The 22,054-nt window shown below is 65.2% G+C and carries 20 protein-coding genes; 9 read left to right on the top strand and 11 right to left on the bottom strand.

Annotated elements, in window-relative coordinates; all coding sequences use genetic code 11:
- Positions 1 to 244: 244 nt before the first annotated feature.
- From JJT62_RS16030 to JJT62_RS16020, 3 genes are all read right to left on the bottom strand, one after another.
- Positions 245 to 532: a GIY-YIG nuclease family protein gene (locus tag JJT62_RS16030; RefSeq protein ID WP_202073791.1), complete on the bottom strand. Its 288-nt coding sequence runs from the start codon at positions 530 to 532 to the stop codon at positions 245 to 247.
- Between the two features lie 238 nt (positions 533 to 770).
- Positions 771 to 2,183, bottom strand: coding sequence for a hypothetical protein (locus JJT62_RS16025; protein WP_370568570.1), 1,413 nt, complete (start codon positions 2,181 to 2,183; stop codon positions 771 to 773).
- A gap of 175 nt (positions 2,184 to 2,358) precedes the next feature.
- Entirely contained in the window at positions 2,359 to 3,231 is an 873-nt protein-coding gene (locus JJT62_RS16020; RefSeq protein ID WP_202073790.1) for an alpha/beta fold hydrolase, read from the bottom strand.
- 181 nt (positions 3,232 to 3,412) lie between these two features.
- On the opposite strand from JJT62_RS16020, the gene JJT62_RS16015 reads away from it, so the two are divergent.
- From JJT62_RS16015 to lexA, 3 genes are all read left to right on the top strand, one after another.
- Positions 3,413 to 4,378 (top strand): acetyl-CoA carboxylase carboxyltransferase subunit alpha, encoded by a 966-nt coding sequence (locus tag JJT62_RS16015; RefSeq protein WP_202073789.1) that lies wholly within the window; start codon positions 3,413 to 3,415, stop codon positions 4,376 to 4,378.
- Positions 4,379 to 4,639: 261 nt separating this feature from the next.
- Positions 4,640 to 5,809 (top strand): murein L,D-transpeptidase family protein, encoded by a 1,170-nt coding sequence (locus tag JJT62_RS16010; protein WP_202073788.1) that lies wholly within the window; start codon positions 4,640 to 4,642, stop codon positions 5,807 to 5,809.
- 372 nt (positions 5,810 to 6,181) lie between these two features.
- Entirely contained in the window at positions 6,182 to 6,895 is a 714-nt protein-coding gene (gene lexA, locus JJT62_RS16005; protein ID WP_202073787.1) for a transcriptional repressor LexA, read from the top strand.
- A gap of 145 nt (positions 6,896 to 7,040) precedes the next feature.
- Here lexA and JJT62_RS16000 read toward each other — a convergent pair whose 3' ends face one another.
- Both JJT62_RS16000 and JJT62_RS15995 read right to left on the bottom strand, forming a co-directional pair.
- Positions 7,041 to 9,296 (bottom strand): ComEC/Rec2 family competence protein, encoded by a 2,256-nt coding sequence (locus tag JJT62_RS16000; RefSeq protein WP_202073786.1) that lies wholly within the window; start codon positions 9,294 to 9,296, stop codon positions 7,041 to 7,043.
- Between the two features lie 269 nt (positions 9,297 to 9,565).
- Entirely contained in the window at positions 9,566 to 9,709 is a 144-nt protein-coding gene (locus tag JJT62_RS15995) for a hypothetical protein (protein ID WP_202073785.1), read from the bottom strand.
- A 203-nt stretch (positions 9,710 to 9,912) separates the two neighbouring features.
- On the opposite strand from JJT62_RS15995, the gene JJT62_RS15990 reads away from it, so the two are divergent.
- Together JJT62_RS15990 and JJT62_RS15985 are read left to right on the top strand one after the other, a co-directional pair.
- On the top strand, positions 9,913 to 10,983 hold the full coding sequence (locus JJT62_RS15990; RefSeq protein ID WP_202073784.1) for a DUF2336 domain-containing protein: 1,071 nt from the start codon (positions 9,913 to 9,915) through the stop codon (positions 10,981 to 10,983).
- A 248-nt stretch (positions 10,984 to 11,231) separates the two neighbouring features.
- Entirely contained in the window at positions 11,232 to 12,512 is a 1,281-nt protein-coding gene (locus JJT62_RS15985) for a dicarboxylate/amino acid:cation symporter (RefSeq protein ID WP_202073783.1), read from the top strand.
- 16 nt (positions 12,513 to 12,528) lie between these two features.
- Here the strand turns inward: JJT62_RS15985 and JJT62_RS15980 are convergent, their stop codons facing one another.
- Genes JJT62_RS15980 through JJT62_RS15970 form a run of 3 tightly spaced genes read right to left on the bottom strand, consistent with a single transcriptional unit; the run spans position 12,529 to position 15,591 of the window.
- Complete coding sequence (locus tag JJT62_RS15980; RefSeq protein ID WP_202073782.1) at positions 12,529 to 12,870, bottom strand: DUF1491 family protein; 342 nt, start codon at positions 12,868 to 12,870, stop codon at positions 12,529 to 12,531.
- A gap of 47 nt (positions 12,871 to 12,917) precedes the next feature.
- Complete coding sequence (locus JJT62_RS15975) at positions 12,918 to 13,769, bottom strand: peptidoglycan-binding domain-containing protein (RefSeq protein ID WP_202073781.1); 852 nt, start codon at positions 13,767 to 13,769, stop codon at positions 12,918 to 12,920.
- A complete protein-coding gene (locus tag JJT62_RS15970) occupies positions 13,762 to 15,591 on the bottom strand; it encodes a PAS domain-containing sensor histidine kinase (protein ID WP_246744955.1) in 1,830 nt (609 codons plus the stop codon). The genes JJT62_RS15975 and JJT62_RS15970 overlap by 8 nt, the downstream gene beginning before the upstream one ends.
- A gap of 261 nt (positions 15,592 to 15,852) precedes the next feature.
- Here JJT62_RS15970 and JJT62_RS15965 point away from each other — a divergent pair, with 261 nt between their 5' ends.
- From JJT62_RS15965 to JJT62_RS15950, 4 genes are all read left to right on the top strand, one after another.
- The gene (locus JJT62_RS15965) at positions 15,853 to 16,122 is read left to right on the top strand and encodes a hypothetical protein (protein ID WP_202073779.1); all 270 of its coding nucleotides are present in this window, start codon (positions 15,853 to 15,855) and stop codon (positions 16,120 to 16,122) included.
- A 179-nt stretch (positions 16,123 to 16,301) separates the two neighbouring features.
- Positions 16,302 to 16,943 carry a hypothetical protein gene (locus JJT62_RS15960; RefSeq protein ID WP_202073778.1) on the top strand — a complete coding sequence of 214 codons (642 nt, stop codon included), beginning with the start codon at positions 16,302 to 16,304 and terminating at the stop codon, positions 16,941 to 16,943.
- A gap of 162 nt (positions 16,944 to 17,105) precedes the next feature.
- On the top strand, positions 17,106 to 18,914 hold the full coding sequence (lepA, locus tag JJT62_RS15955; protein WP_202073777.1) for a translation elongation factor 4: 1,809 nt from the start codon (positions 17,106 to 17,108) through the stop codon (positions 18,912 to 18,914).
- Between the two features lie 207 nt (positions 18,915 to 19,121).
- Positions 19,122 to 19,484: an endonuclease domain-containing protein gene (locus JJT62_RS15950; protein ID WP_202073776.1), complete on the top strand. Its 363-nt coding sequence runs from the start codon at positions 19,122 to 19,124 to the stop codon at positions 19,482 to 19,484.
- A 48-nt stretch (positions 19,485 to 19,532) separates the two neighbouring features.
- Here the strand turns inward: JJT62_RS15950 and JJT62_RS15945 are convergent, their stop codons facing one another.
- From JJT62_RS15945 to JJT62_RS15935, 3 genes are all read right to left on the bottom strand, one after another.
- Positions 19,533 to 20,435: an EamA family transporter gene (locus JJT62_RS15945; RefSeq protein WP_202073775.1), complete on the bottom strand. Its 903-nt coding sequence runs from the start codon at positions 20,433 to 20,435 to the stop codon at positions 19,533 to 19,535.
- A 126-nt stretch (positions 20,436 to 20,561) separates the two neighbouring features.
- Entirely contained in the window at positions 20,562 to 21,296 is a 735-nt protein-coding gene (locus tag JJT62_RS15940) for a class I SAM-dependent methyltransferase (RefSeq protein ID WP_202073774.1), read from the bottom strand.
- 53 nt (positions 21,297 to 21,349) lie between these two features.
- Positions 21,350 to 22,051: an MOSC domain-containing protein gene (locus JJT62_RS15935; RefSeq protein WP_202073773.1), complete on the bottom strand. Its 702-nt coding sequence runs from the start codon at positions 22,049 to 22,051 to the stop codon at positions 21,350 to 21,352.
- Positions 22,052 to 22,054: the final 3 nt, after the last annotated feature.

The following is a 22,054-nucleotide window of genomic DNA, read 5'->3' as shown; positions in this document are numbered from 1 at the left end:
GCCCTGGATTGCTTCGTCGCTTCGCTCCTCGCAATGACGGTTATCCATGGGGATGTTGGTGGAGGGTGCGCGAGGTGGAGTGCGTCGCGCCAGATCAAGCGGGACGCTTGTTTGCGACGATGTAGATCGCTGGGAACACTCGGCTGAGCAAAATCCCGTCATTGCGAGCGAAGCGAAGCAATCCAGGGCCGTGGTGGCTGCCCTGGATTGCTTCGTCGGCTTCGCCTCCTCGCAATGACGGTGCTCAATGAAGATGTTCGTAGAGGTCGCGCCAGGTCGGATTCATGATTTCTATCAGTGTGAGCTTCCTGGCTCGTGACCCTCCCTTGATTTGTTTCTCCCGAGCAATCGCATCGGGCATCGTCTCGTAGAATTCGTACCAAACGAGCAGCTTGCAACTATAGCGCTTGGTGAAACCGTCGAAGAGGCCCTCGCGATGCTCCCAAACGCGACGGGCCAGATTAGATGTCACGCCCGTGTAGAGCGTGCCGTTTCGCTTGCTTGCGACGATATACACAGCGGGAGCCCTCATCGCTCGACCTCCATCCGTCATTGCGAGCGAAGCGAAGCAATCCAGAGCCGCGGTGACTGCCCTGGATTGCTTCGTCGCTGCGCTCCTCGCAATGACCGCTGCCAATCAAGATTTTAATGGGGTCGCGTGACTCTCGTCGACTGAACCAAATCCGTCATTGCGAGCGGAGCGAAGCAATCCAGGGTCACACCGCTGCTCTGGATTGCTTCGTCGCTTCGCTCCTCGCAATGACGGTTCTCTACGGCTTGGCCAATCCATTGCTGTTGATGAAATCAACCACCTCCGCCGTTTCCGACGCCGCGCGCCGCGTCGCCGTCGCCTCGAGCTTGCCGGGGCGCAGGAAGGACGGGAACCAGCCGAGATTGCGCACGTTCCATTTTTCCTGGGGCAGCGCCGCCGGATCGACGCCGGGAATCCTGGCGTTTTTCAAGAGATCCATCGCGCGGCGCGTATCGGTGTGGCAACTCACGCAGTCGGTGTTGAAGAAATGGCTGCGGGCCGGATCGGCGATGAGATCGACGGTTTCTTGAATTTTCGCGATGGTGGCGGGGTTGGAGATTTTAGCGTCGCCGAGGTCGAAGAGTTCGGCGGTCGCGAGCCCCTTGCGTTGCGCCACCGGCAGCGCCGCCTCGCCCGCCGGCAGCGCCGCGTTCTTGCAGGTGATGGGATTGAGATTATTGGGCGCCGGCGTCGGGATGACCTGATGCGGAGTCTCCAGCACCGCAAGGCCCTCGGCGAATTGCTTGCCGTCGAGCGCCGGTCCGCGCACCGGAATGAAGCCGCCATTGGGCAATGAGGGAACGACGCCCGGCCCCACAGGCGCCATGGCCAGGAAAATCCAGGGCTCGGGCCCATTGTCGGCGAGGCCCATCACCGCCATGGCGCTGAGCTTCCCGCCCGTGAGATGGCGCTCGAGAACATTCACAAGCGCGTCGCGCAGCGGCTTGGCCGAGCGGCGATCGGCGAGGCCCGGATGCACGCCGAGCAGCTTGCCTTGCGTCGAGATTTTCACGGCGCCGAAGCGGCCGTTCGCGAGATCGTCGCGCAGACCGGCGAAGTCGCGCGCGACTTTCTTGAACGCGTCCATGTCCGGCTTGACGCGCGCCTGGCAGCCTTGTTCGGCGGGCGCGTCGAACCCGGCGGCGAAAGTGTAGACAAGATGGGCGGCGACGTCGTGAACCTGCACGGCGCCATTGGCTTGCCTCGTCACCGGCTGCAGGATGAACCGCACTTGCGGAGACTGTCCGAATTGCTCGGTGACGCCGTGCGTGAGCCCCGGCGCGCCGGGGTCGATGCGCAAACCAGCGACTCGCCATGCCTTGATGTCATGCGCCTCCTTGGGCAATTGCACATGATGGCTTCCGATCTGCGTCGCAGGGCCCTCGGCGTTGGCGAGGAACTGCGCAAAGGCGGCTGCAGGCCATAGGGCTTCGCGTTTCGAAGCGTCCTTCGGGTCTGGCGCGGTAAGATCGGCGATCGCGATCGTGTCGGCGAGGTCATCGGCGTTTTTGGGCGGCGGGAAGAGCCAGGAGACGTCATCCGCCGACAGCGGCGCGCCTGCCGATGCGGTTGGAGCCGTTATCGCCGCTTGTGCGTGGCGCAGCTTGGCGGCATGAGCGGATGTTGAGGCTGCTGTCGCCAGTGCGAACACTGAGAACGCTAAGCGCGCACGAAAGCCGTTACGAAAATAATTTGAAGCCATCTCTCGCCCCGCATAAGGTTTTTCTTGAAACGCCGCAGTTGCAAGCTAATGCGATTGCGCCGCGACAGGCAAGGGCCAACGCCGCGCAACCGATGTTTCACATCCCGCGCGACGCGCGAGCGTATCAGTCCTGCTTATTCAAAAATTGCATCACGCGCTCGATCGTCGGCTGGTCGAGCAGCAGCGGCGCGTGGCCTTGGCCGGGGACGGTATGACGTTCGAGCCTCGGCGCGCGTCGTGCCATTTCAGCGAAGGTTTCGATGGAGAGGATGTTCGAGGTCTCGCCGCGCAGCGCGAGTATGGGGTGCTGGGCGAGAGCCGCGAAGGCTTCCCATAAATCCTCGACCTCGCACTCCGGCGTGATGTCGTCGAGCGTATGCGCAAGCTCGGGATCGTAGCGCAGCGCGATCTTGCCGTCTCTTTCTTCGAAGGTCTGGCGCGCAAAAACTTCCCACTGCTCGGGCGTGATCGCGGGGAAGGCCACGCTTGCGGTCAGGCGCATCAGCGCGGCGGCGTCGCTCATTTTCTGGAGCGGCGGCATTTTGCCGACATAGCCCTTGATCAGCAGTAAGCCCTTCTTTTCGATCACGGGGCCGATGTCGTTCAAGATTGCGGCGCTTATCAATCCCGGCCGGGCGCGCGCGAGGCGCATTGTGTGAAGCCCGCCGCGCGAGGTGCCGAAGAAGGCGGCCTTGGCGACGCCGGCGTCGGAGAGAACGGCAAAGATGTCGTCTTCTTCCACATCCGGATCGTAATGGCGCCAGTCCTTGTCCCATTCGGAGCGTCCGCGTCCGCGATAATCCAGCGCCAGCACGCGCCGGCCCGATTGCTGCGCCGCTTCGGCCACGAGGCAAAAATCGTCCGCCGTGCGCGCGAGGCCCGGCAGGCACACGAGCGGCAGGCGCGTCGCGGCCGGGCAGGGGTAGTCGCGATAATGCAGGCGCAGGCCATCGCGGGCGGTGATGAAATGGCTTTCGGGGGCGAAGGTCGAGCTCACGCAATTGCTCCAATGTCTCGCAGACTTTTACCGCGCCGGGCGGATTGCGCCAAACGCTGCTATTGCAGGAAGAACGCCGCAACGCCGACCTTTCTTGACTTCCCGCGCCGATGCAGCGAGTTTGCGCGCGCCCGAGAGGCCGCCGGGCGCCACCCATAACCGGCAGGAAATCCAACCGCTCATGCGCTCCTATCTCGACTTCGAAAAGCCCGTCGCCGAACTCGAAACCAAAGTGGAGGAGCTGCGGGCGCTGGCCGACAAGGGCGACGGCGTCTCGATCGCGGAGGAGCTGAGCAAGCTCGAGGCCAAGGCGGCGAAGGCGCTTGGCGATCTTTATGCAGTGTTGACGCCCTGGCAGAAGATTCAGGTCGCCCGCCATCCGCAGCGGCCGCATTTCTCGGATTACGTCAAGCAGCTCGTCACCGAGTTCACGCCGCTCGCGGGCGACAGGCTGTTTGGCGAGGACTCGGCCATTGTCGGCGGCTTCGGCCGTTTCAAGGGCGAATCCGTCTGCGTGATCGGCCAGGAGAAGGGCTCCGACACGGCGAGCCGGCTCGCGCATAATTTCGGCATGGCGCGGCCGGAGGGCTATCGCAAAGCCGTGCGGCTCATGGAGCTTGCCGATCGTTTCGGATTGCCGGTGATTTCGCTGGTCGACACGGCGGGCGCGTTTCCGGGCATCGACGCCGAGGAGCGCGGCCAGGCCGAGGCGATCGCGCGCTCGACCGATGTGTCGCTGTCCCTCGGCGTGCCGAATGTGGCCGTCGTCGTGGGCGAAGGGGGCTCCGGCGGCGCCATCGCCATCGCCGCCGCCAATAAGGTTTTGATGCTGGAGCACGCGGTCTATACGGTCGCCTCGCCCGAGGCGTCGGCCTCCATCCTGTGGCGCGATTCCGGCAAGGCGCAGGAAGCTGCGACCAGCATGAAAATCACCGCGCAGGATCTGCTCAAGTTCGGGATCATCGACGTGATCGTCTCCGAGCCGGCCGGCGGCGCGCATCGCGATCCCGCCGCCGCCATCGCCGCCGTGGGCGAGGCCATCTGGTCGGAGCTGTCGCGTCTGGCCAATTTCTCGCGCGAGCAGCTACGCGCCGCGCGGGCGGACAAATTCCTTAACATGGGCCGCAAGATAGAAGCGAAGAGTTAAGGTAAACAACTCGAATTGCAGCGTTTGCCTGGGCCGGCGAAGGGGTTTCGACACTTTCTCGTCCCATTCTGCTCGTTAGCTTGCCGGACGGGCGGCAAAGAGTCCGCGCCCGGTAAGAATCGAGTTACGCAACGCAGCGTAAACATCCTGCGGTTGCATATCTGGAGCCGCGAGCCGTCAGGCTCGCATTCATCTGGCGGGCCCGACGGCTCGCGGCCGACAAAATGCGCGGGCGCCGGGGCGCTGAGGGGAGCTGAGCGCATGGAACATCGGATCTTGAAGCCGGCCGCGGTCGCCGTCGCTTTCGCCGGCCTGTCGCTTTCCGCCTGCCAGGACAGCGGTCTGTCGCATCGCTCGCTCGCGCCCGTGCCGCCGGAGACGCTCGCCAAGATGGCGCAGCTCGGCACCACCAAAGAAGCGCCGATGCTGATCCGCGCCTATAAGAAAGAGGCGGAGCTCGAGATCTGGAAACAGGGCGCGGACGGTAATTACATCCACCTCAAGACCTTCCCCATGTGCCGCTGGTCGGGGCAGCTCGGCCCCAAGACGCAGGAAGGCGACCGTCAGGTGCCGGAGGGCTTCTATTCGATCACCCCGGCCCAGATGAACCCGAACTCGTCCTATTATCTCTCGTTCAACGTCGGCTATCCGAACCAGCTCGACCGCGCCCTGGGCCATACGGGCGGCACGATCATGGTGCATGGCGCCTGCTCGTCGGCCGGCTGTTTCTCCATGACCGACGCGCAGATCGCCGAAATCTACGCCATCGCCCGCTCCAGCTTCGACGGCGGCCAGCGCGCGATCCAGATGCAGTCCTATCCGTTCCGCATGACCGCGGAAAACCTCGCCAAGCACCGGCTGGACGCGAATATCGGCTTCTGGAAGAATCTCAAGGAAGGCAACGACGTTTTCGAGGTGACGAAGCAGGAGCCGCAGGTGGCTTTCTGCGGTCGCCGCTATGTCTTCAATGCGACGGCGAGCGGCGCCATGGACCCGGTCTCGGCCTGTCCGCCCCTCAAACGCGACCCTGATCTCGTCGCCAGCGTCTCCGCAAAGGCCGCGAAGGACGACGAGAAAATCGCCGAGCTTTCCCAGAGCGTGAAGCCGGTGCGCGTCGTCTATGAGGACGGCGGCCAGCATCCGAGCTTCGCCTCGAAGGCGGGCGAGGCCAGCCGGCCCGAGGCGCTGACGGGGCCGACGGAAATCGCGCTCGAAGAGAAGCCGGCGCGCGCCGTCGACAAATCCGCCCAGCAGCTCGCGACGAAATCCCCGGTGGTGACCATGGCCGCCGCCAAGGCCGCGGCGCAAAGCCACGAAGCCTCGACCGTCGTCCGCGCGCTTTCGCCGGAGCCTCACCGCGAGATGTCGGCGCTGGCTGACGAAAACGGGCCGACGGCGTCGATCAAGAAGGCGCTCAACCCGAAGAAGTAGGGCGCCGCCCCCCGTCCCGGCGCGACTCAATCTGTCGGTAAACCTCCTAGGCGGCCTCGTCCTTCGAGACGCGAGCGTCGCTCGCTCCTCAGGATGAGGCCTAAGTGTTTGGTGCAGAAGCAGAAGCCCCTCATGCTGAGGAGCCTGCGCAGCAGGCGTCTCGAAGCGCGAGGGGCGTCGACGCCGCTTTGCGAATAATTGAGCGCTACCCGCTCGGGCGCGGCTTTCCTTTTGAAAAGCCTTTGTTAACCCGGCCTCGGCAATAGTTGTTGCGGAACGCACAGGGAACGCCTATAAATCGTTCATGATTTGTTTTGAGGCTCGCGGCCTGAGGGCGAGGCGCGCGGCGGTTCGTGTCGCGAGGGGCGGATTATGCTGACAAAGAAACAGAGCGATCTGCTGCGTTTCATCCACGAGCGGCTGAAGGAAACCGGCGTTCCGCCGTCTTTCGACGAGATGAAGGACGCGCTCGACCTTCGCTCGAAATCCGGCATTCACCGGCTTATTCTCGCTCTCGAGGAGCGCGGCTTCATCCGGCGCCTGCCCAATCGCGCGCGCGCGCTCGAGGTTTTACGGCTGCCCGAATCGGCGACGCCCAGGGGCGGCGGGGCCGCGCGCGGCGGGAAGTTCTCGCCTTCGGTCATTCAAGGCAATCTGGGCCGCGTTCGGCCGCTGCACGAGCGCGGTGAGGACGAGGCGAATCAGCAGGTGGCCATTCCGGTGATGGGCCGCATCGCCGCCGGCACGCCGATCTCCGCCATCCAAAGCCGCAGCCATACCATCAGCCTGCCGCCCGAGATGCTGTCGAGCGGCGAGCATTTCGCGCTGGAAGTGCGCGGCGACTCCATGATCGAGGCTGGTATTCTGGACGGCGACACGGTCGTCATCAAGAAACAGGACTATGCCGACACCGGCGACATTGTCGTCGCGCTGATCGAGGACGAGGAAGCGACGTTGAAGCGGCTACGCAAGCGCGGCGCGTCGATCGCGCTGGAGGCGGCGAACCCCGCTTATGAGACGCGCATTTTCGGGCCGGACAAGGTGCGCATCCAGGGCAAGCTGGTGAGCTTGCTGCGGAAGTATTGACCTCCATAGTCAGCACCGCCGTCATTGCGAGGAGCGAAGCGACGAAGCAACCCAGGGGCAGCCATCGCGGCCCTGGATTGCTTCGCTTCGCTCGCAATGACGGTCGGTAGTTTTCGCATGGATTCCCAATCCGCCTCTCACGCGATTACTCCAGCGGCTCTGCAAGCTCTGCTTCCTCAGCGCTTTCATCCTCCGGCGTCACCGCGCGTTTTACCTGCTGCGCGGGTTTCGGCGACCAGGGCCGGTCTTCGTCGACGCCTCGCGCGGTTGTCCACGCGAGCGCGCCGCCTTCCAGAATGCGCAGCGAGACCGCTCCGGTTTCCGCCAGCTTGCGCCGGTCGATCACGATCGGCGCTTCGCAGCCTTCCGGCGCCCGCAGCGGCGTGACGATGATTGCGGCGCGGGCGCAGTCTTCGAGAAGCGCCGCGCGGGACGTCGCCAATGCGACGATCCTCCCATCGGCGGCCTTTCCGATACAGCCATAGTCGTCGCAGGACGCCGCTTTCGCCTCGTCGACGGCGCGCGTGTCCGCGTCGGCGCGCAGCCATTGTTCCGCGGCGAAGGCGCCGGGTTTCTTGCCGAGCAGCGCGAGCTCGCCCGACGGCCTGCGCAAAGCCGCCGCCTCACCCGTCGCGGGAATGGCGATGTCGAAGCGCTCGGCGTTCGTCGCCCCCATGAGGCCGATCAAAGCGAGGGGGATCGCCGTCGCCCGCCACGGCCATGTGCGCCAGAGAACCGCCGATAGAACGGCGAGAGCCAGAAAAACCATCGCCCAGGGCGCGAAGGCCTTCACATGCAGGCTCGCGCCGGGCGCGTTGGCGATGAGGCCCGCGAGCCAGATCACGAGGTTGATCCCCATCTCGAGGTAGCGCCAGATGAAGCCGTCGAGGCCGAAGGGGTAGAGCGCCGCGCCGACCAAAGCGCAGGGCACGGCGAAAAACTCGATCGCCATGAGCGTCATGGGATTGCCGATGAGCACATAAGGGCTCAACTCGTGGAAATCATAGGCCATGAAGGAGGCGGTGGCGGAGGTCGCGCAAAGCGTTGCGACAAGCGCCGCGCCGGGCCCATGCAGCAGACGCTCGGCGATCGTCTCTCGCCACTCGGCGAGGCGGCTGCGCAGGCCAACCCCAGCCGTGCGCGCGCTTCTCTCGGTGAGCTGCTCGCCGCGCCATTCGTAGATGGCGATGAGCGCCGCGACGGCGGCGAAGGAAAGCTGGAAGCTCGCGCCCATGATCGCCTCGGGCTCGACGGCCATGACGGCGAAGGCCGCGAGCGCGAGATTGCGCATGGAGAGCGAGGGGCGGTCGAACAACACAGCCCCGAGCATGATCAGCGTCATGACCAGCGCGCGTTCCGTGCCGACACGCGACCCCGTGCCGATGTCGTAGAGAATAGCGCCGATCATCGCGAGCGCCGCCGCCCATTTTTTGATGGGATAGTTGAGCGCGAGCGCCTGCGACATGGCCAGCAAGCGCCGCAGGCCGACGAAGAAAATGCCGGCGACAAGCGTCATCTGCATGCCGGAGATGGTGACGATGTGGAAAATGCCGGCCCGGCGGATGAGGTCCTTCGCGCTCTCGGACAGAAAATCGCGCTTGCCGGTCACCATGGCGGCGGCGATGGCGCCCGCGTCGCCGCCGATTGTCTTGTAGACGCGCAGGGCCAAGGCGTTGCGGATGCGATCGACCGAGGCGAAAAAGCGCAGCGACAGCGGCGCAGGATCGGGCGGCGGCATGGTTTCGATCCGCCCCAGCGCATTGCCCACGCCGCCCAGCCCCGCGAAAAAGGCGTCGCGAGAAAAGTCGTAGCCGCCCGGCAGCGCCGCGCGGGCCGGCGGCATCAGCCGGGCCTTCAAGGCGATGAAATCGCCCGCGGCGAAAGTTGGCTCGCCGCGCATGGTGAGCCTCACGCGGGAGGGAGCCACGCCGCCCGGCAGCCCTTCGGCGCTCGCAACCCGCAGCACGAAGCGCGCGCCGGCGCGACGCGGGTCGATTTCTTCGACGAAGCCGGTGAGCTCGCCGACGCCCACGCGCGGCACGATCGGGGCGGCGACTCGCGCGGCGCGCCAGGCGCCGGAGGTAAAGCCCGCGGCCACCAATGCGAGCGCGAGAAAGAGCGCATATGCGCGGGCATGGCGGCGCGTGGCGACGGCGAGCGCGGCAAAACCCGTCAGCGCGCCAAGGCATAAAAAGAGCGACGGCTCACGCTCGGCGGCGAAATAAAGAACGACGCCCGCGCCGGTCGCGACGGCGCGCCACAGGAAAGGGCGCCGCAGCTCGGTTTCCTGCGCATAGGCGTCGCGCAGGGCGCTCGCGAGCCTTCGCGCGTGCGGCGCGAGCCGGAGGGCGAGGGCGCCCTCGCGCTCGTCTCTCTCGGCCGCGCGCGTCGCCTCGCTCACGCCAACGCCCTGGGTTCAGATGCCTCAGAGCAAGGTTAATGCGGATTCCGCCGGCGCGCCACGCCCTGGTTATAGGAAGAACCATGTCGGTTTGTCGGCAAAGCTCCGAGCGGCCTCGTCCTTCGAGACGCGAGCTTTGCTCGCTCCTCAGGAAGAGGCCTAAGTATTTGGCGCCGATGCAGAAGCCCCTCCTGCTGAGGAGCCTGCGCAGCAGGCGTCTCGAAGCGCGAGGGGCGCCAACGCCAGTTTATCGGCAGGCTAAACTGCGCTCACGCGCTCGCGCGGCCCTTGCGTCTTTTGCCGCCGCTCGGGCCGCGGCCATGGGTGGGAGAGGCGCCGCCTTCGACGCCCTGCGGCTCTTCCATGTGGAGATAGCGCACGCCGAGGAAGAACAGGATTTGCGCGTCGCCCATAGGCGGCTCGCTGCTTTGGCGCGACCTTTTTTCGCGCTTTCGGAACTCGACGACGTCCCCCATATCACTCTCCGCAACCGCTGCAGAAAAGGTGAATCAAGCGTTACTGCGATTAGGGAGCCGCGACGGTTAATGTTCCGTCAACGTCGGGACGTTAATTTGAAAAGCAAAATCTGCGTAAGTGTTTGAGTAGTGGACGCGTCATGCAGTCAGACAAGAGTCGCGGGCGAATTGCCGACGCCTCGCTTTTGCGGGTGGTTGTCGATCAATTCGTTGAACGACCCGCGCATCCGATCGGCGACATAAAGCAATTCGAACAGCTCGCGCTCGGCCTCATCGATCTTCTCGACGCGGGGTCGGTCGCCCGCGTCGTGCGGCCGCTGTGCTTTTATGCGGAAACCCCGCGAACGATCTTCGCCCGCCTGTTCGAGAAAGGCGGCGCTTGCGCGGAGCTGGCTTTGGCCTTCGCGCCAAGCCTGCCGCGCGAGCATCTGCTCGCAACGGCGCGGCAGGGGGAGCCGGCGCTCGTGCGCGCGCTGGCGCAGCGCACCGATCTCGATCGCGAGATGGTGGACGCGCTGGCCCTGCGCGGCGAGAGGGAAACGCTTCGCGCGCTTGCCGCCAACTGGTCCGCGCATCTCGATACGGCGGCGCGGCGCGCGCTCGTATTGGCGGCGCGCGACGACATTACTCTGGCGCGCATCCTTCTCGATCGCGGCGATCGCGCCATCGAGCCCGAGGCGCTCTTTCTCGCGGCGACGCGGCTCGAACGCACAGGGATCATCCTCAACGCCTGCCGGCGCGCGCTCTCCAGCGGACATATGGAGATGCGCCAGGCCGAGCCGGGGTTCGTCTCGCGACTCGAAAGCGCCGCGCTGCGCCGGGATCGCGATGCGATGGCGGCGCTCCTCGCCGACGCTCTGGACTGCCGGAAAGAGCGCGCCCGCGCCGTGGTTTCGGATAGTCAGGGGGAGGCGCTGGCCTTGGCGCTGGCGGCGCTGGGCGTGGACCCCGACGCCGCGACCCGTTTGTTTCTCTGCGCCGATCCGGCGATTGCCCACGATGTGGAGCGCGTGCGCGCGCTTGTCGCTTTGGTGCGCTCGACGCCCCAGCGCGCCGCCATGCAGCTCGTCGCCGCAATGACGGGGGCGGCCAAAGGCGAAAGAGACGCGCCGCGCCGCCTCAGCGCGCGCGACGAGGGGGCGGCTGCATCCGCTTGGCGACGCGCTCTGCCGCGCGCGGAGACGGTGCGCAAATTCGATCAATCGGCGTGAGGTCGGGAGTGGGGCGGAAGGGCGCGCGGCGCCCCCCGGAGACGTTGTGGCCTTGAAAGGCCGCAAAATGCCGCTGCGCACGTCTCATACCATTTCCGTTTGAATAGCTCGCATTGGCGTTTGTCATTCCCGATCGCTCGCTGCGCGAGCGTCGGGAATGACAGCCGAACCGATCACGCGGAACCCATGTCAGCCGCAAAAAGCTGGCATACTCGGCGAGAGCGCAACCTTTTTAGGAAACCCGTCCCTTGCAATCCGCCCAGGCCAAACCCGCTGGCGTCCTCGCGCGCTGGCGCGCCATTCCGCTTTATCTGCGCATCATCGCCGGCGTCGCGCTCGGCCTCTTCGCGGGCGTCGCGCTCGGCGCGGACGCCGCGCCGCTCGCCATGCCCGCCAAGCTCGTTTTGCGCGTGCTCGGCGCGCTGGCGCCGCCGCTCATTCTGCTCGCCATCGTTCAGGCGCTCATGCGCGCCCATTTGGGCGGCGGCGAGGCCCGGCGGCTCGTCGCCCTGCTTTTGACCAATACGCTCGTCGCCATCGGCGTCGGCCTGCTTGTCGCCAATATCGTACAGCCCGGCGCCTGGACGACGGCCGGCCCGCCCCCGGCGCCCGCCGCCAAGGCCTCCGGCGCCGTCGATCCGCTCGCGCAGTTCTTCGACGCCGTGCCCAAGAGCATCGCCGGGCCCTTTTCCGACGACGGCGCGGTCATGGGCGTCATCTTCATCGCGCTGGCCTTCGGCGTCGCCTTGCGCGGCGTCAGGCATCATGAGGTGCGCACGGTCGAAGACCTCGTGCATGTCGCGCTCACGAGCCTCGTGGCGATCCTGCACTGGATCATCGACTTCGTGCCGCTCGCCGTCTTCGGCATTGTCGCGAGCATCGTCGGCGTGAAAGGCTTCCATGATTTCGTGGCGCTCGGCGGCTTCGTGCTCGCTGTCCTTATCGGGCTCGCGCTGCAGGCCGGCTATTACATGACGCGGGTGCGGCTTCAGAGCTGGGTGCGGCCGCTCGACCTCCTCCGCGGCGTGCGTGACGCGCTGGTGATGGCCTTTTCCACCGGCAGCTCGACCGCCACCATGCCGGTCACATATGAATGCCTGCGGCAGAATGTGGGGCTGCGCGAGCAATCAGCGAGCATGGGCGCGCTCGTCGGCTCGAATTTCAATAATGACGGCACGGCGCTTTATGAGGCCATGTCGGCGCTTTTCGTGGCGCAATTGCTCGGCATGCATCTGACGCTCGGCCAGCAGTTCACGGTCGTTCTGACCTCGGTCATCGCCTCCGTCGGCGCCGCCGGCATTCCGGAGGCCGGGCTCGTCACCATGACCATGGTGTTCAAGGCCGTGGCGCTGCCGACCGATTACATCGCCATGCTGCTGACAGTGGATTGGCTCCTGGACCGCTGTCGCACCGCGATCAATGTCATGGGCGACGTGACGGTGAGCTGCCTATTGGACGGCAAGACACGCCACAGCGGCGGCGAGAGCGAAAAACTTCTAAATCAAGACACGAACGCGTCACCGCCATGACGCGGCGTGAGGTCCGTCACGCCGCCAGCTCGACGAAGACGCGGCCGTCGCGGTCTTCGATCTCGATGAACCAAAGGTCGGGGTCGAACATGATCTCGCGCTTGAGGCGGGCCTCCGCCTCGGCCGGTTCGACCCAGTCGCCCTTGTGGACTTTGGAGAACAGCCGATCGACGCCCTCGGGCATCGCTTCGCTTTGCGGGGCGGGCCCGTAGACGGCGGCGCGGCCGTCGAGGCGATCGAGCTTGATGAAGACGGCGCCCGCTTCCGCGGCGCCGCGCCGCCGCAACATGGCGACCGCTCCCTCCACCTCGGCGCGGCGGATGAGGGCAGCTACAAAAATATCGGATCGCAGACGCATGCCGCTAACTTAGAGCGAAATGCGTCCGCGGTCTAAGCCTGTCTCTCTCAGTGCGGCGTTGCGGCGCGGCTGGCCAGCAGCTTGGCGACCTTGGCGGTAAGCTCGCCCTTGGGGGGCAGGCCATTGTCGCGCTCGAATTTTTCGATCGCGCGGCGGGTGCCGTCGCTCATCACGCCGTCAGCTTTCACCACATAGCCGAGCCGCTGTAGCGCGCGCTGCGCGAAGGCCACGCCCTCGCTCGGGGCCAGCGTCTGCGCCTCGGCCTTGGGCTGCGTCTGCGCCTCCGGCTTGGGCAGGGGCTGCGCCTGAGGCTTCGTCTGATTGAGCGTCCGAGCAGGCTTGGAGGTCGTGGACTTCGCCGCCTCCGGGCCGCCCAGCATGGCCGCGATCTGATCGTGAGAGACGGGCTCGCGCTTCTTTTCGATCTTGGCGGCCGGCGACGCCTCGGTTTTCAGGATCACGGCCTTCAGCGCCGCTGCGTCCGCCTTTGTCGGCTTGGCAGCGGGAAGCGCGGGCGCCGGCTCCGGCTTCGCCGCCAAATCCGTCTCGACGGCGGTTTCCATCTGAGCCGGGCGCGCGCGCGGAGTCGGCGCGTCGGACTCTTCGACATAGCGCGGCGCAAGCTTGCGCGAGGAGAAGAGCGGGGCGGGGTGATGGCCGTCCTGCAGGAAGAGGGCGTTCATCGGCACGCCCACAAACGCCAGCCCGCCGATGCCCAAAAGCAACATCACGCCCACGCGATGGGGCGCGAAAACGCGCGCGAGCACCGAACGCTTCTTCTTCGGCAAGCGAAACGGCTCGTCGTGGAACTCCGGGTCGGGAGCGGGGCCGCGCCGCCTGGGCGCGCGTTCCTCGGGGAATTCGTCGTATCTGGAGGCGCTGAGCGAGAGGTCACGCAATTTTCTTCACCGTTCCTTTTTCGTGGCCGGCGTCGGCGCCGTGCCGCGGAATGGTTTCGATCTTGGCGGAAGGATTCGTGCTGCGCGCCGGCTCGCGGCAATCGAGCGGCAGGCGGATCGTGACGGAGGTGCCTTTCTTGGGCGCGCTTTCCACAGTGATGCCGCCGCCGTGAAGGCCGACGAGGCCGCGCACCACGGAAAGGCCGAGGCCGGTGCCTTCATAGGCGCGGTCATGCGCGGCGCTGGCCTGGAAGAAGGGATCGCCGAGACGCGAGAGATCGCCCGGCGCAATGCCGATGCCCGTGTCGGCGACGGTCACGGCCAGGAGATTGCCCTCCGGGGCGACGCGCACGCAGACTTTCCCGCCCGCCGGGGTGAATTTCACGGCGTTCGAGAGAAGATTGAGAAGAATCTGCTTGCAAGCCCGCTTGTCGGCGACGAACTCGTCCATTTTGCCGCGATAGTCGCGATCGAGCGTCACGCCGCCCTGATCGGCTTTCAATTGCACCATGTCGCAGCATTGGTCGATGAGCGAAGGGAGGTCGAAAGGCTCGGGGAAAATCTGCATCGAGCCCGATTCGATCTTCGACATGTCGAGGATCGTATTCACGACTTCGAGCAGGTGATTTCCCGAATTGGCGATGATCTGCGCATATTCGCGCTGCTTCGCCGGATCGTTGGGCGCGAGCTCCGCATTAGCGAGCATTTCGGAGAATCCGATGATGGCGTTGAGCGGCGTGCGCAGCTCGTGGCTGACATTGGCGAGGAAGCGCGTCTTGCCGGCGGTTGCGCGCTCGCTTTCGGCCCGCGCGGCGGCGATCGCGTCTTCCGCGCGCTTTTCGACCGTGACGTCGCGCAGAATGCAAACGACCGGCGGCGCGGCGTTCGCCTGGCCGAGCTTGGGAAAATCGCCGTCGACAGGCTGCGCGAGACCCATGCGCGCGTCGAAATAATTGAACACCGGCTCGACATATTTGCCCGACGCCGAGGGCGCGAGGCCCACCTGCACGCGCAGCAAGGCCGTCATCGTCGCGCGCCGTTCGAAGACGTCGGAGACGAGCTTCAGAAAGGCTGGCCGGTCGGCGATATGCACGCGCTGGAAGAAACCGCGTCCGATGAGATCGCGGCGTTCGAGGTGATAGGCCTTATGGGCGTCGCCGACGATGTTCTCGACGGCGCCGCTGCGATCGAATTGCAGAACAATGTCGCCGATGGCGTCCGTCAGCAACCGCAGGTCGCGCGCGCTGATCGAATCGGCGCGCGCCCGCGCGCGTTCGGCGCGAATCGCGCAAGCCGCCACGAAGGCGATGTAGAGCATGAGCGGCGCAGCGACGACCGCGGAGTTGACGGCGCGTTCGAAATCGATCAGATTCGCAAAGCCCGCATAGCCGATGAGCGCAACGCCCGAAGCGACGACGATCGCCGTCGAGACGATGCGCGCGGTCATCGCGCTCTCGATCAGCGCGATAATCAGCAAAGTAACGCTGATGGCCTCATATCCCTGGGTCGACGCTGCGACGGCCGCCGCCATCGCGAGCCAGCCGAAGATCGAGAGAGTCTGCGCGAGACGCAGATTGCCTGTGCGCGCGAGAACGCCCACCGAAATCAACGGGATTTGCGCCAGAGCGAAGATGCCGGCCTCGGACGTCGTGGGGGCTTCGTGGAGAAACAGCCAGATCGGCGCGCTGAGAAGCGCGCAAGCGGCGATCAGCAAGCGCGGCATGATGAAACAGCGTTGGCGCGCCATTTCGATTGGACGCTCGCCAACGCTTTCATGGATGAGATGGTCGATCCAGGGGACCGACCGCTCGAATGAGTCCATTTTACTCAAATCACGCGCTCCTACTGCGCCGGAACCTCGCAGATCTATCTTAAGTGACTGCTAAACGACTGCAGCCGCCTATTAATTCCCATTCTTAGACCTCAGCATGGTTTGTATTTCCTTGCGATCGGCGGCCGGATTTGATCCTTCTTGTTTACCGTTGCTTAATCTCCGAACGCGACAAACTGGAGCGCGTCGGCGGCAGCGCAAGCGCAATCGGGCGCGCCCGAAAAAGCCGCGTGCGATGTCGGGGAGCGCCCGGTGATTTTTCTCCTCAAATGCCTGGCTTGCATCGCGATCGTGATCTTCGCCGTTCAATGGCGCGAACCAGAGGCGCCGACTCGCGAATCGCATGCGCATGCCGCGGCTCCCAAGCCGCCGCGTCGTCCGTCGATCGAGGACAGCGCCAGGGAATGGGCCCAGGCCGGCGCCGATGCGCTGGTGTCGGCGGCGCGCGAGAAATGTCTTGCTGCGCCTCGCGATTGCGCTGCTACGCTGCAGCGCCTGCAGGGCGGCGGGCATGAGCGATAAAGCCCGGGCGCAATCGCCAAGCTGCGTCAAAAGCGCACGGCTTTTGCGTAATTGAAAAATTAACCGTAATGATGGACTTCGTCGGCGAGCGATCCGGAGGCCAAGCGCTCCACTGACCGCGCGTGTTTGCAACATCCGTTGCGCGCGCCATCCCTTTTTCAGCTTCTCCAGGAGGCGGTATGACCGACGAATCCGTTTCGCAGCACGACGATAACCAGTCCCCAGTCGACAATTTGCAGGAGCTGCTCAAGGCGGCCCGCGCCGAGCGCGACCGTCAGATCTTCGAGAAGACCGAAATCGTCGCCAAGGCCAACGCCTACGCCAAGGAGCGCGACGATCTGAAGGAGCAGCTCGCTTCGGTTCTCTCCGAGCGCGATCAGATTATCGGAGATGTCGTCGCCGATCACGACAAGGTGGTGGCCGACGTTACGTCCCAGCGCGATCAGCTCGCCCATGAAAAGGCCGCCGTCGAGACCTCGCTGAAGGACGCGATTCGCCGCGCCGATGACGCTTCGGCCGAGATCGCCCGGCTGCGCCGCGCGCTCGACGCCAAGCCGCCGACGGACCTCACCGGCGTGCTCCTGGCCATCCTCGCGGAAAAGACCAAGGCCGCCGTCGCCTGGGTGCGCTCTAAGATCCCGGCCGATAGCCCGGCGCTGCCCTATTTCGACAAGACCGTCGAAACCGCGACCAAGCTCGGCTGCATGGCGGTGAAGCTGACCAAGGAGTTCTACGTCTGGGCGAAGCCCCGGGTGATCGAGCTCTACAAGCTCGGCAAAGCGAAGGTCCAGGAACTGGTCGCCGAGCAGGGCAAGAAGTAAAGGCCAGCTGGAGCCGTTCTCATTCCCGGCGGGCCGCAGGCCCGGCCGGGAATAGGGGCGATGGCTCGAACGACGGCTTGCGGCTTTGGCCGCCTCCACGATGGCGCGGTTGGGTTAACCGCGCCCTTTCTTTTGGGGCCGGGCGCTGCTATCCGAAGCGCCATGAGCACCCCCCGCAAATTCGATAACATCCGCAATTTCTCGATCGTGGCGCATATCGACCACGGCAAATCGACGCTCGCCGACCGGCTGATCCAGGAGACCGGGACGCTCGCGGCGCGCGAGATGGTCGAGCAGGTGCTCGATTCCATGGATATCGAGCGCGAGCGCGGCATCACCATCAAGGCGCAGACCGTGCGCCTGCATTACCGGGCCGCGGACGGCAAGGATTACGTCCTGAACCTGATGGACACCCCCGGCCACGTCGACTTCGCCTATGAGGTCTCGCGCTCGCTCAAGGCCTGCGAGGGCTCGCTCTTGGTGGTGGACGCCTCCCAGGGCGTCGAGGCGCAGACGCTCGCCAATGTCTATCAGGCCATCGACGCGGGGCACGAGATCGTGCCCGTGCTCAACAAGATCGACCTGCCGGCCGCCGAACCCGACCGCATCAAGGAGCAGATCGAGGAGGTGATCGGCCTCGACGCCAAGGACGCCGTGCTCATCTCGGCCAAGACCGGCATTGGCATTCCTGACGTGCTGGAAGCGATCGTCACCCGCCTGCCGCCGCCCCAGGGCGACGAGAAGGCGCCCCTGAAGGCGCTGCTGGTCGACAGCTGGTACGACGCCTATCTCGGCGTCGTGGTGCTGGTCCGCATTTTCGACGGCACGCTGAAAAAGGGCCAGAAGATCCAGATGATGGGCACAGGCGCCCATTACGAGGTCGACAAGATCGGCGTCTTCCGCCCCAAGATGCAGGACGTCGCCCAGCTCGGGCCGGGCGAGGTCGGCTTCATCACCGCGCAGATCAAGCAGGTCGCGGATACGCGCGTTGGCGACACGATCACCGATGACCGCAAGCCCTGCGACGAGGCGCTGCCGGGCTTCAAGCCGGCGCAGCCGGTGGTGTTCTGCGGCCTCTTCCCTGTCGACGCCGCCGATTTCGAGGATTTGCGCGCCGCGATCGGCAAGCTGCGTCTGAACGACGCCAGCTTCTCCTATGAGATGGAGACCTCGGCGGCGCTCGGCTTCGGCTTCCGCTGTGGCTTTTTGGGCCTGCTGCATCTCGAAATCATTCAGGAGCGCCTCTCGCGCGAGTTCAATCTCGACCTCATCGCGACGGCGCCTTCGGTCGTCTATAAAATCCTGCTCACCAATGGCGACGAGATCGAGCTGCACAATCCGGCCGACATGCCGGACGTCGTGAAGATCGAGGAGATCAAGGAGCCCTGGATTCGCGCCACGATTCTGACGCCCGATGATTATTTGGGCTCGGTGCTGAAGCTCTGTCAGGACCGGCGCGGCATACAGGTGGATTTGAACTACGTCGGTAAGCGCGCCATGGCGGTCTATGATCTGCCGCTCAACGAGGTGGTGTTCGATTTCTACGATCGCCTGAAGTCGATCTCGAAGGGCTACGCCTCATTCGACTATCAGCTCACCGACTATCGCGCCGGCGATCTCGTGAAGATGAGCATTCTCGTGAACGCCGAGCCGGTGGACGCTTTGTCCATGCTGGTGCATCGCACGCGCGCCGAGGGGCGCGGCCGGCAGATGTGCGAGAAGCTCAAGGAGCTCATTCCGCCGCATATGTTCCAGGTGCCGATCCAGGCCGCGCTCGGGGGCAAGATCATCGCCCGCGAAACCGTGCGCGCCTTCCGCAAGGACGTGACCGCCAAATGCTATGGCGGCGACGTGACCCGCAAGCGCAAGCTCTTGGAGAAGCAGAAGGAAGGCAAGAAGAAGATGCGCCAGTTCGGGCGGGTGGAGATCCCGCAGGAGGCGTTTATTGCGGCGCTGAAGATGGAGGACTAGGGGGCTTTTGCCGGCTGTTGTCCGTCGTGCCTGCGGCTCAGCGTGGATGGCCGGGACAAGCCCGGCCATGACGGTGGGGCGCTAGATTTTATGCTTTCCTATGCGCCTTCGGGCCATCAGATGACTTTGTAAGAGCGCGCCGGCTCCTCTCCCCGCTTGCGGGGAGAGGTTGGGTGAGGGGCCGGGGGATTAATTGAGAGATTTGTCATGCGTGGTCTGCGTTTCATCGAAACCCGCCGGTCTCGTGAGCTGAGACGCGACGCCACGTCAGCGGAAAAGATCATGTGGGGGCGGCTGAGGAATAGAAATCTTGGCGGCTTCAAATTCGTGCGCCAGGAGCCGATTGGGCCTTTCATCGCTGATTTTGTTTGCAGGGAATGTAAGTTGGTAGTCGAGATCGACGGTGAAACGCATTCCAACCAAGAAGAGATCGCGGCGGATGTGCGACGCTCAGACTATTTGAATGCACAGGGCTATCAGGTGATCCGCTTCAGAAACCAGCAGGTTTATGAGAATGCCGACGCTGTTGCTGAGGCGATATTGGCGGCTCTCTCGCGAGACCAGGGCTAATCACCCGGGCCCCTCACCCAACCTCTCCCCGCAAGCGGGGAGAGGGGCTTAAGTCCTCGCCAGCGCGATCATTACGGCTCCCGCCAGCATCACCGCCGCGCCGAGGAGGCGACCGCCGGTCTCCTCCTTCAGCACATGGGAGCTTGCGAGCACGGTGAAGAGCGCCGAGAGGCGCTTGATGGCGATGACATAGGGCGTGAACAGGATCGTCAGCGCCCACATCTGCACCGTATTGCCGAAGGCCATGGCCGAGCCCGCGAGCAGCGCGTAGCGTAGCGAGGAGAGGCGCGGCGTCTTGCGTGGTCCGAGCGCCCAATAGACATTCGCGCAAAGCGCGATGACGATGGTCACCGCCGCGATCCAGATGAGCGGCGTCGAGGCCTTCACGCCGAGCTTGTCGATATTGGCGGTGACGCTCCAGATCGTGGCGGTGACGAGCATGTAGCGCGCGCCGGCGTCCCGGACGAAGACGGCGAAATTGAACCTTTTGCCGTTCGCCCGGTTGGCGTCGAGAAGGCCGACGCCGAGCACGGTGAGCAGCACGCCGAACATCCCCATCGGCGGCGCCTGCTCGCCGGTCATGATCGGCGAGGTGATGAGCATCAGCACCGGCGTCAGCAGCACCAGCGGCGCGACGAGCGAGGCGTCGGAGAGGCGGAAACCCCTTATGTACAGGAAATAAGCGACGACGTTGAGAACGCCGGACCAGGCGAGGAGCTTCGTAAAGCCCGGCTGCGTCAGCGCGTCGAGCGTCGCGATCGGCGCGGCGGCGAGCCCCGGATAGACGATGAGGCAGGCGATGACGAGCAGCAGCGCGCCGGCGTTCCATTGGGCGGCGAGGATCGCGCGGTCGTCGGCATAGCGCGTCGCGGCTTTGGTGCCGAGATCGGTGGCGGATTGGCAGAGCGCGGTGACGAGCGCCGCGAAGAGGGCAAGAAGGGCGAGGTCCATGCCGCTAGGACGCGACCGCCGGGTTTCGCGCCGCTGAGGCTGAAGGCTTGCGGCGCGCCTGAAGGCGCGCGGTCCAGCGCCGGTCCGGACCGCGCGCCTTCAGGCGCGCTTGTCCAAACGTATCGATCACGCTTTCACCGCCCGCACCAGCGTATCGACGCCCTCGCGATAATCGACCGTCACCGCAAAGCCGAGCGTTTCGAGCAGCCGCATCGACGGCGTGAAATACATGAGATGGTCGGGCGATTCATCGCTGTAGAAATGCACCACCCAATCCTCCAGGAGGTCGAGCCGGTTGATTTCCCGGAAGAGCTTGAACCAGCGGCGCACGGTCACCTGCGTGTCCTGCAGATGCGCGGCGCGGTCGTCCATCGCATAGCGGTCGCCATTGACGAAGAGGCCGCCGGGTTTCAGCACGCGATGCACTTCGGCGAGAACCTTGGAACGGTAATCGTCGAGGAAATTGTGAATGGCGTAATTGGAGGCGACGAGATCGAGGCTATTGTCGGGCAGCGCCTTCAGCGCGTCGAGCGCGTCGGCTTCCTGGAAGGTCACGCGGCCCGCCTTCACGTCATCCGCCAGATTTTCGCGCGCCTGATCGAGCATCGCCGCCGCGCTGTCGACGGCGGTCAGCGTGAGGGCGTCGCGCGCGGCGAGCATCAAAGTGGTGCTGATGCCGGTGCCGCAGCCGATTTCGAAACCTTTCAGCGTCTCGTCGGGCTTCCAGGCGGCGACCGTCGCGCTGAGGCGTTTGGCGAGCAGGACGTGGCTGGGGCACATCAGCCGCAGGATGTCGTATTCCGCGCCGATCTTTCCGGTGAAAAGATTGTCCTGCAGCAAGTCTTGTGAGCGTGACGACATGGCCTTCTCCGCATTCAGGCGCGCACCTTAAGGCGGTTGCGCGAGCGAGGCAATCAGCTCTGGCGCTGCCGGCCGTAGAGCCGGGCGCTCCAGTTTTCGGTCTTGCCGGTGTCGAGACGCCGCTGCGCCAGCGCGCGCCAACCCTCCGCCAGTTGCGGGAGCGCGGCCATGGCTGCGAGTCCCGCGCGGTCGCGCGTGTCGCGGTAAAGCAGGGTGGAGAGGCGCGCGAGCGGCCAATCGGGGCAGGGGCGCTCGATCAGCGCGAGGGCGTCGCCCAATTGCGCGACGCCTTCTTGCAGCACGCGATAATACCAGCCCGTGCGGCCGCTGCGCTGGACGCGCGCCGCCATGTCGCGCAGGCCGAAACGCAGACTGAGCTTGAAGCAGGGCTGGCGTCCCTGGCTCACCTGCAAGAGCGCCGAGCCGAAGCGGATCACGTCGCCGAGGCGGACGGTCTCCTCCGTCCAGCCGGACGTCGACAGGTTCTCGCCGAAGGCGCCGGGCGCGGCGAGGGGCGCTGCGTCGCCGATCTCCGCGCGCCAGGTCGCGTAATGGTCGAAAGCGTAGTGATGCAGCGCCTTTTCCGGCCCGCCATGGTGTTTCAGATCGGCCTGGGCGTCGCCCTCTAACCCCGTCTTGCCAATTCGCCATGGGCCGGGGGTGGACGCTTTGACGATCGCGCTCGTCTGCCCGGCTTTGCCGAGCGGCGCGATTGGCCCGATCAAAACGAGAGGATGAGCGGGAGCGAGAGTCATGTG

It is taken from the genome of Methylocystis sp. Sn-Cys, assembly GCF_016745395.1.
Lineage (GTDB): Bacteria > Pseudomonadota > Alphaproteobacteria > Rhizobiales > Beijerinckiaceae > Methylocystis > Methylocystis iwaonis.
The sequence above is the reverse complement of the archived record's forward strand: the minus strand, read 5'-3'. Positions and strand labels throughout refer to the sequence as shown.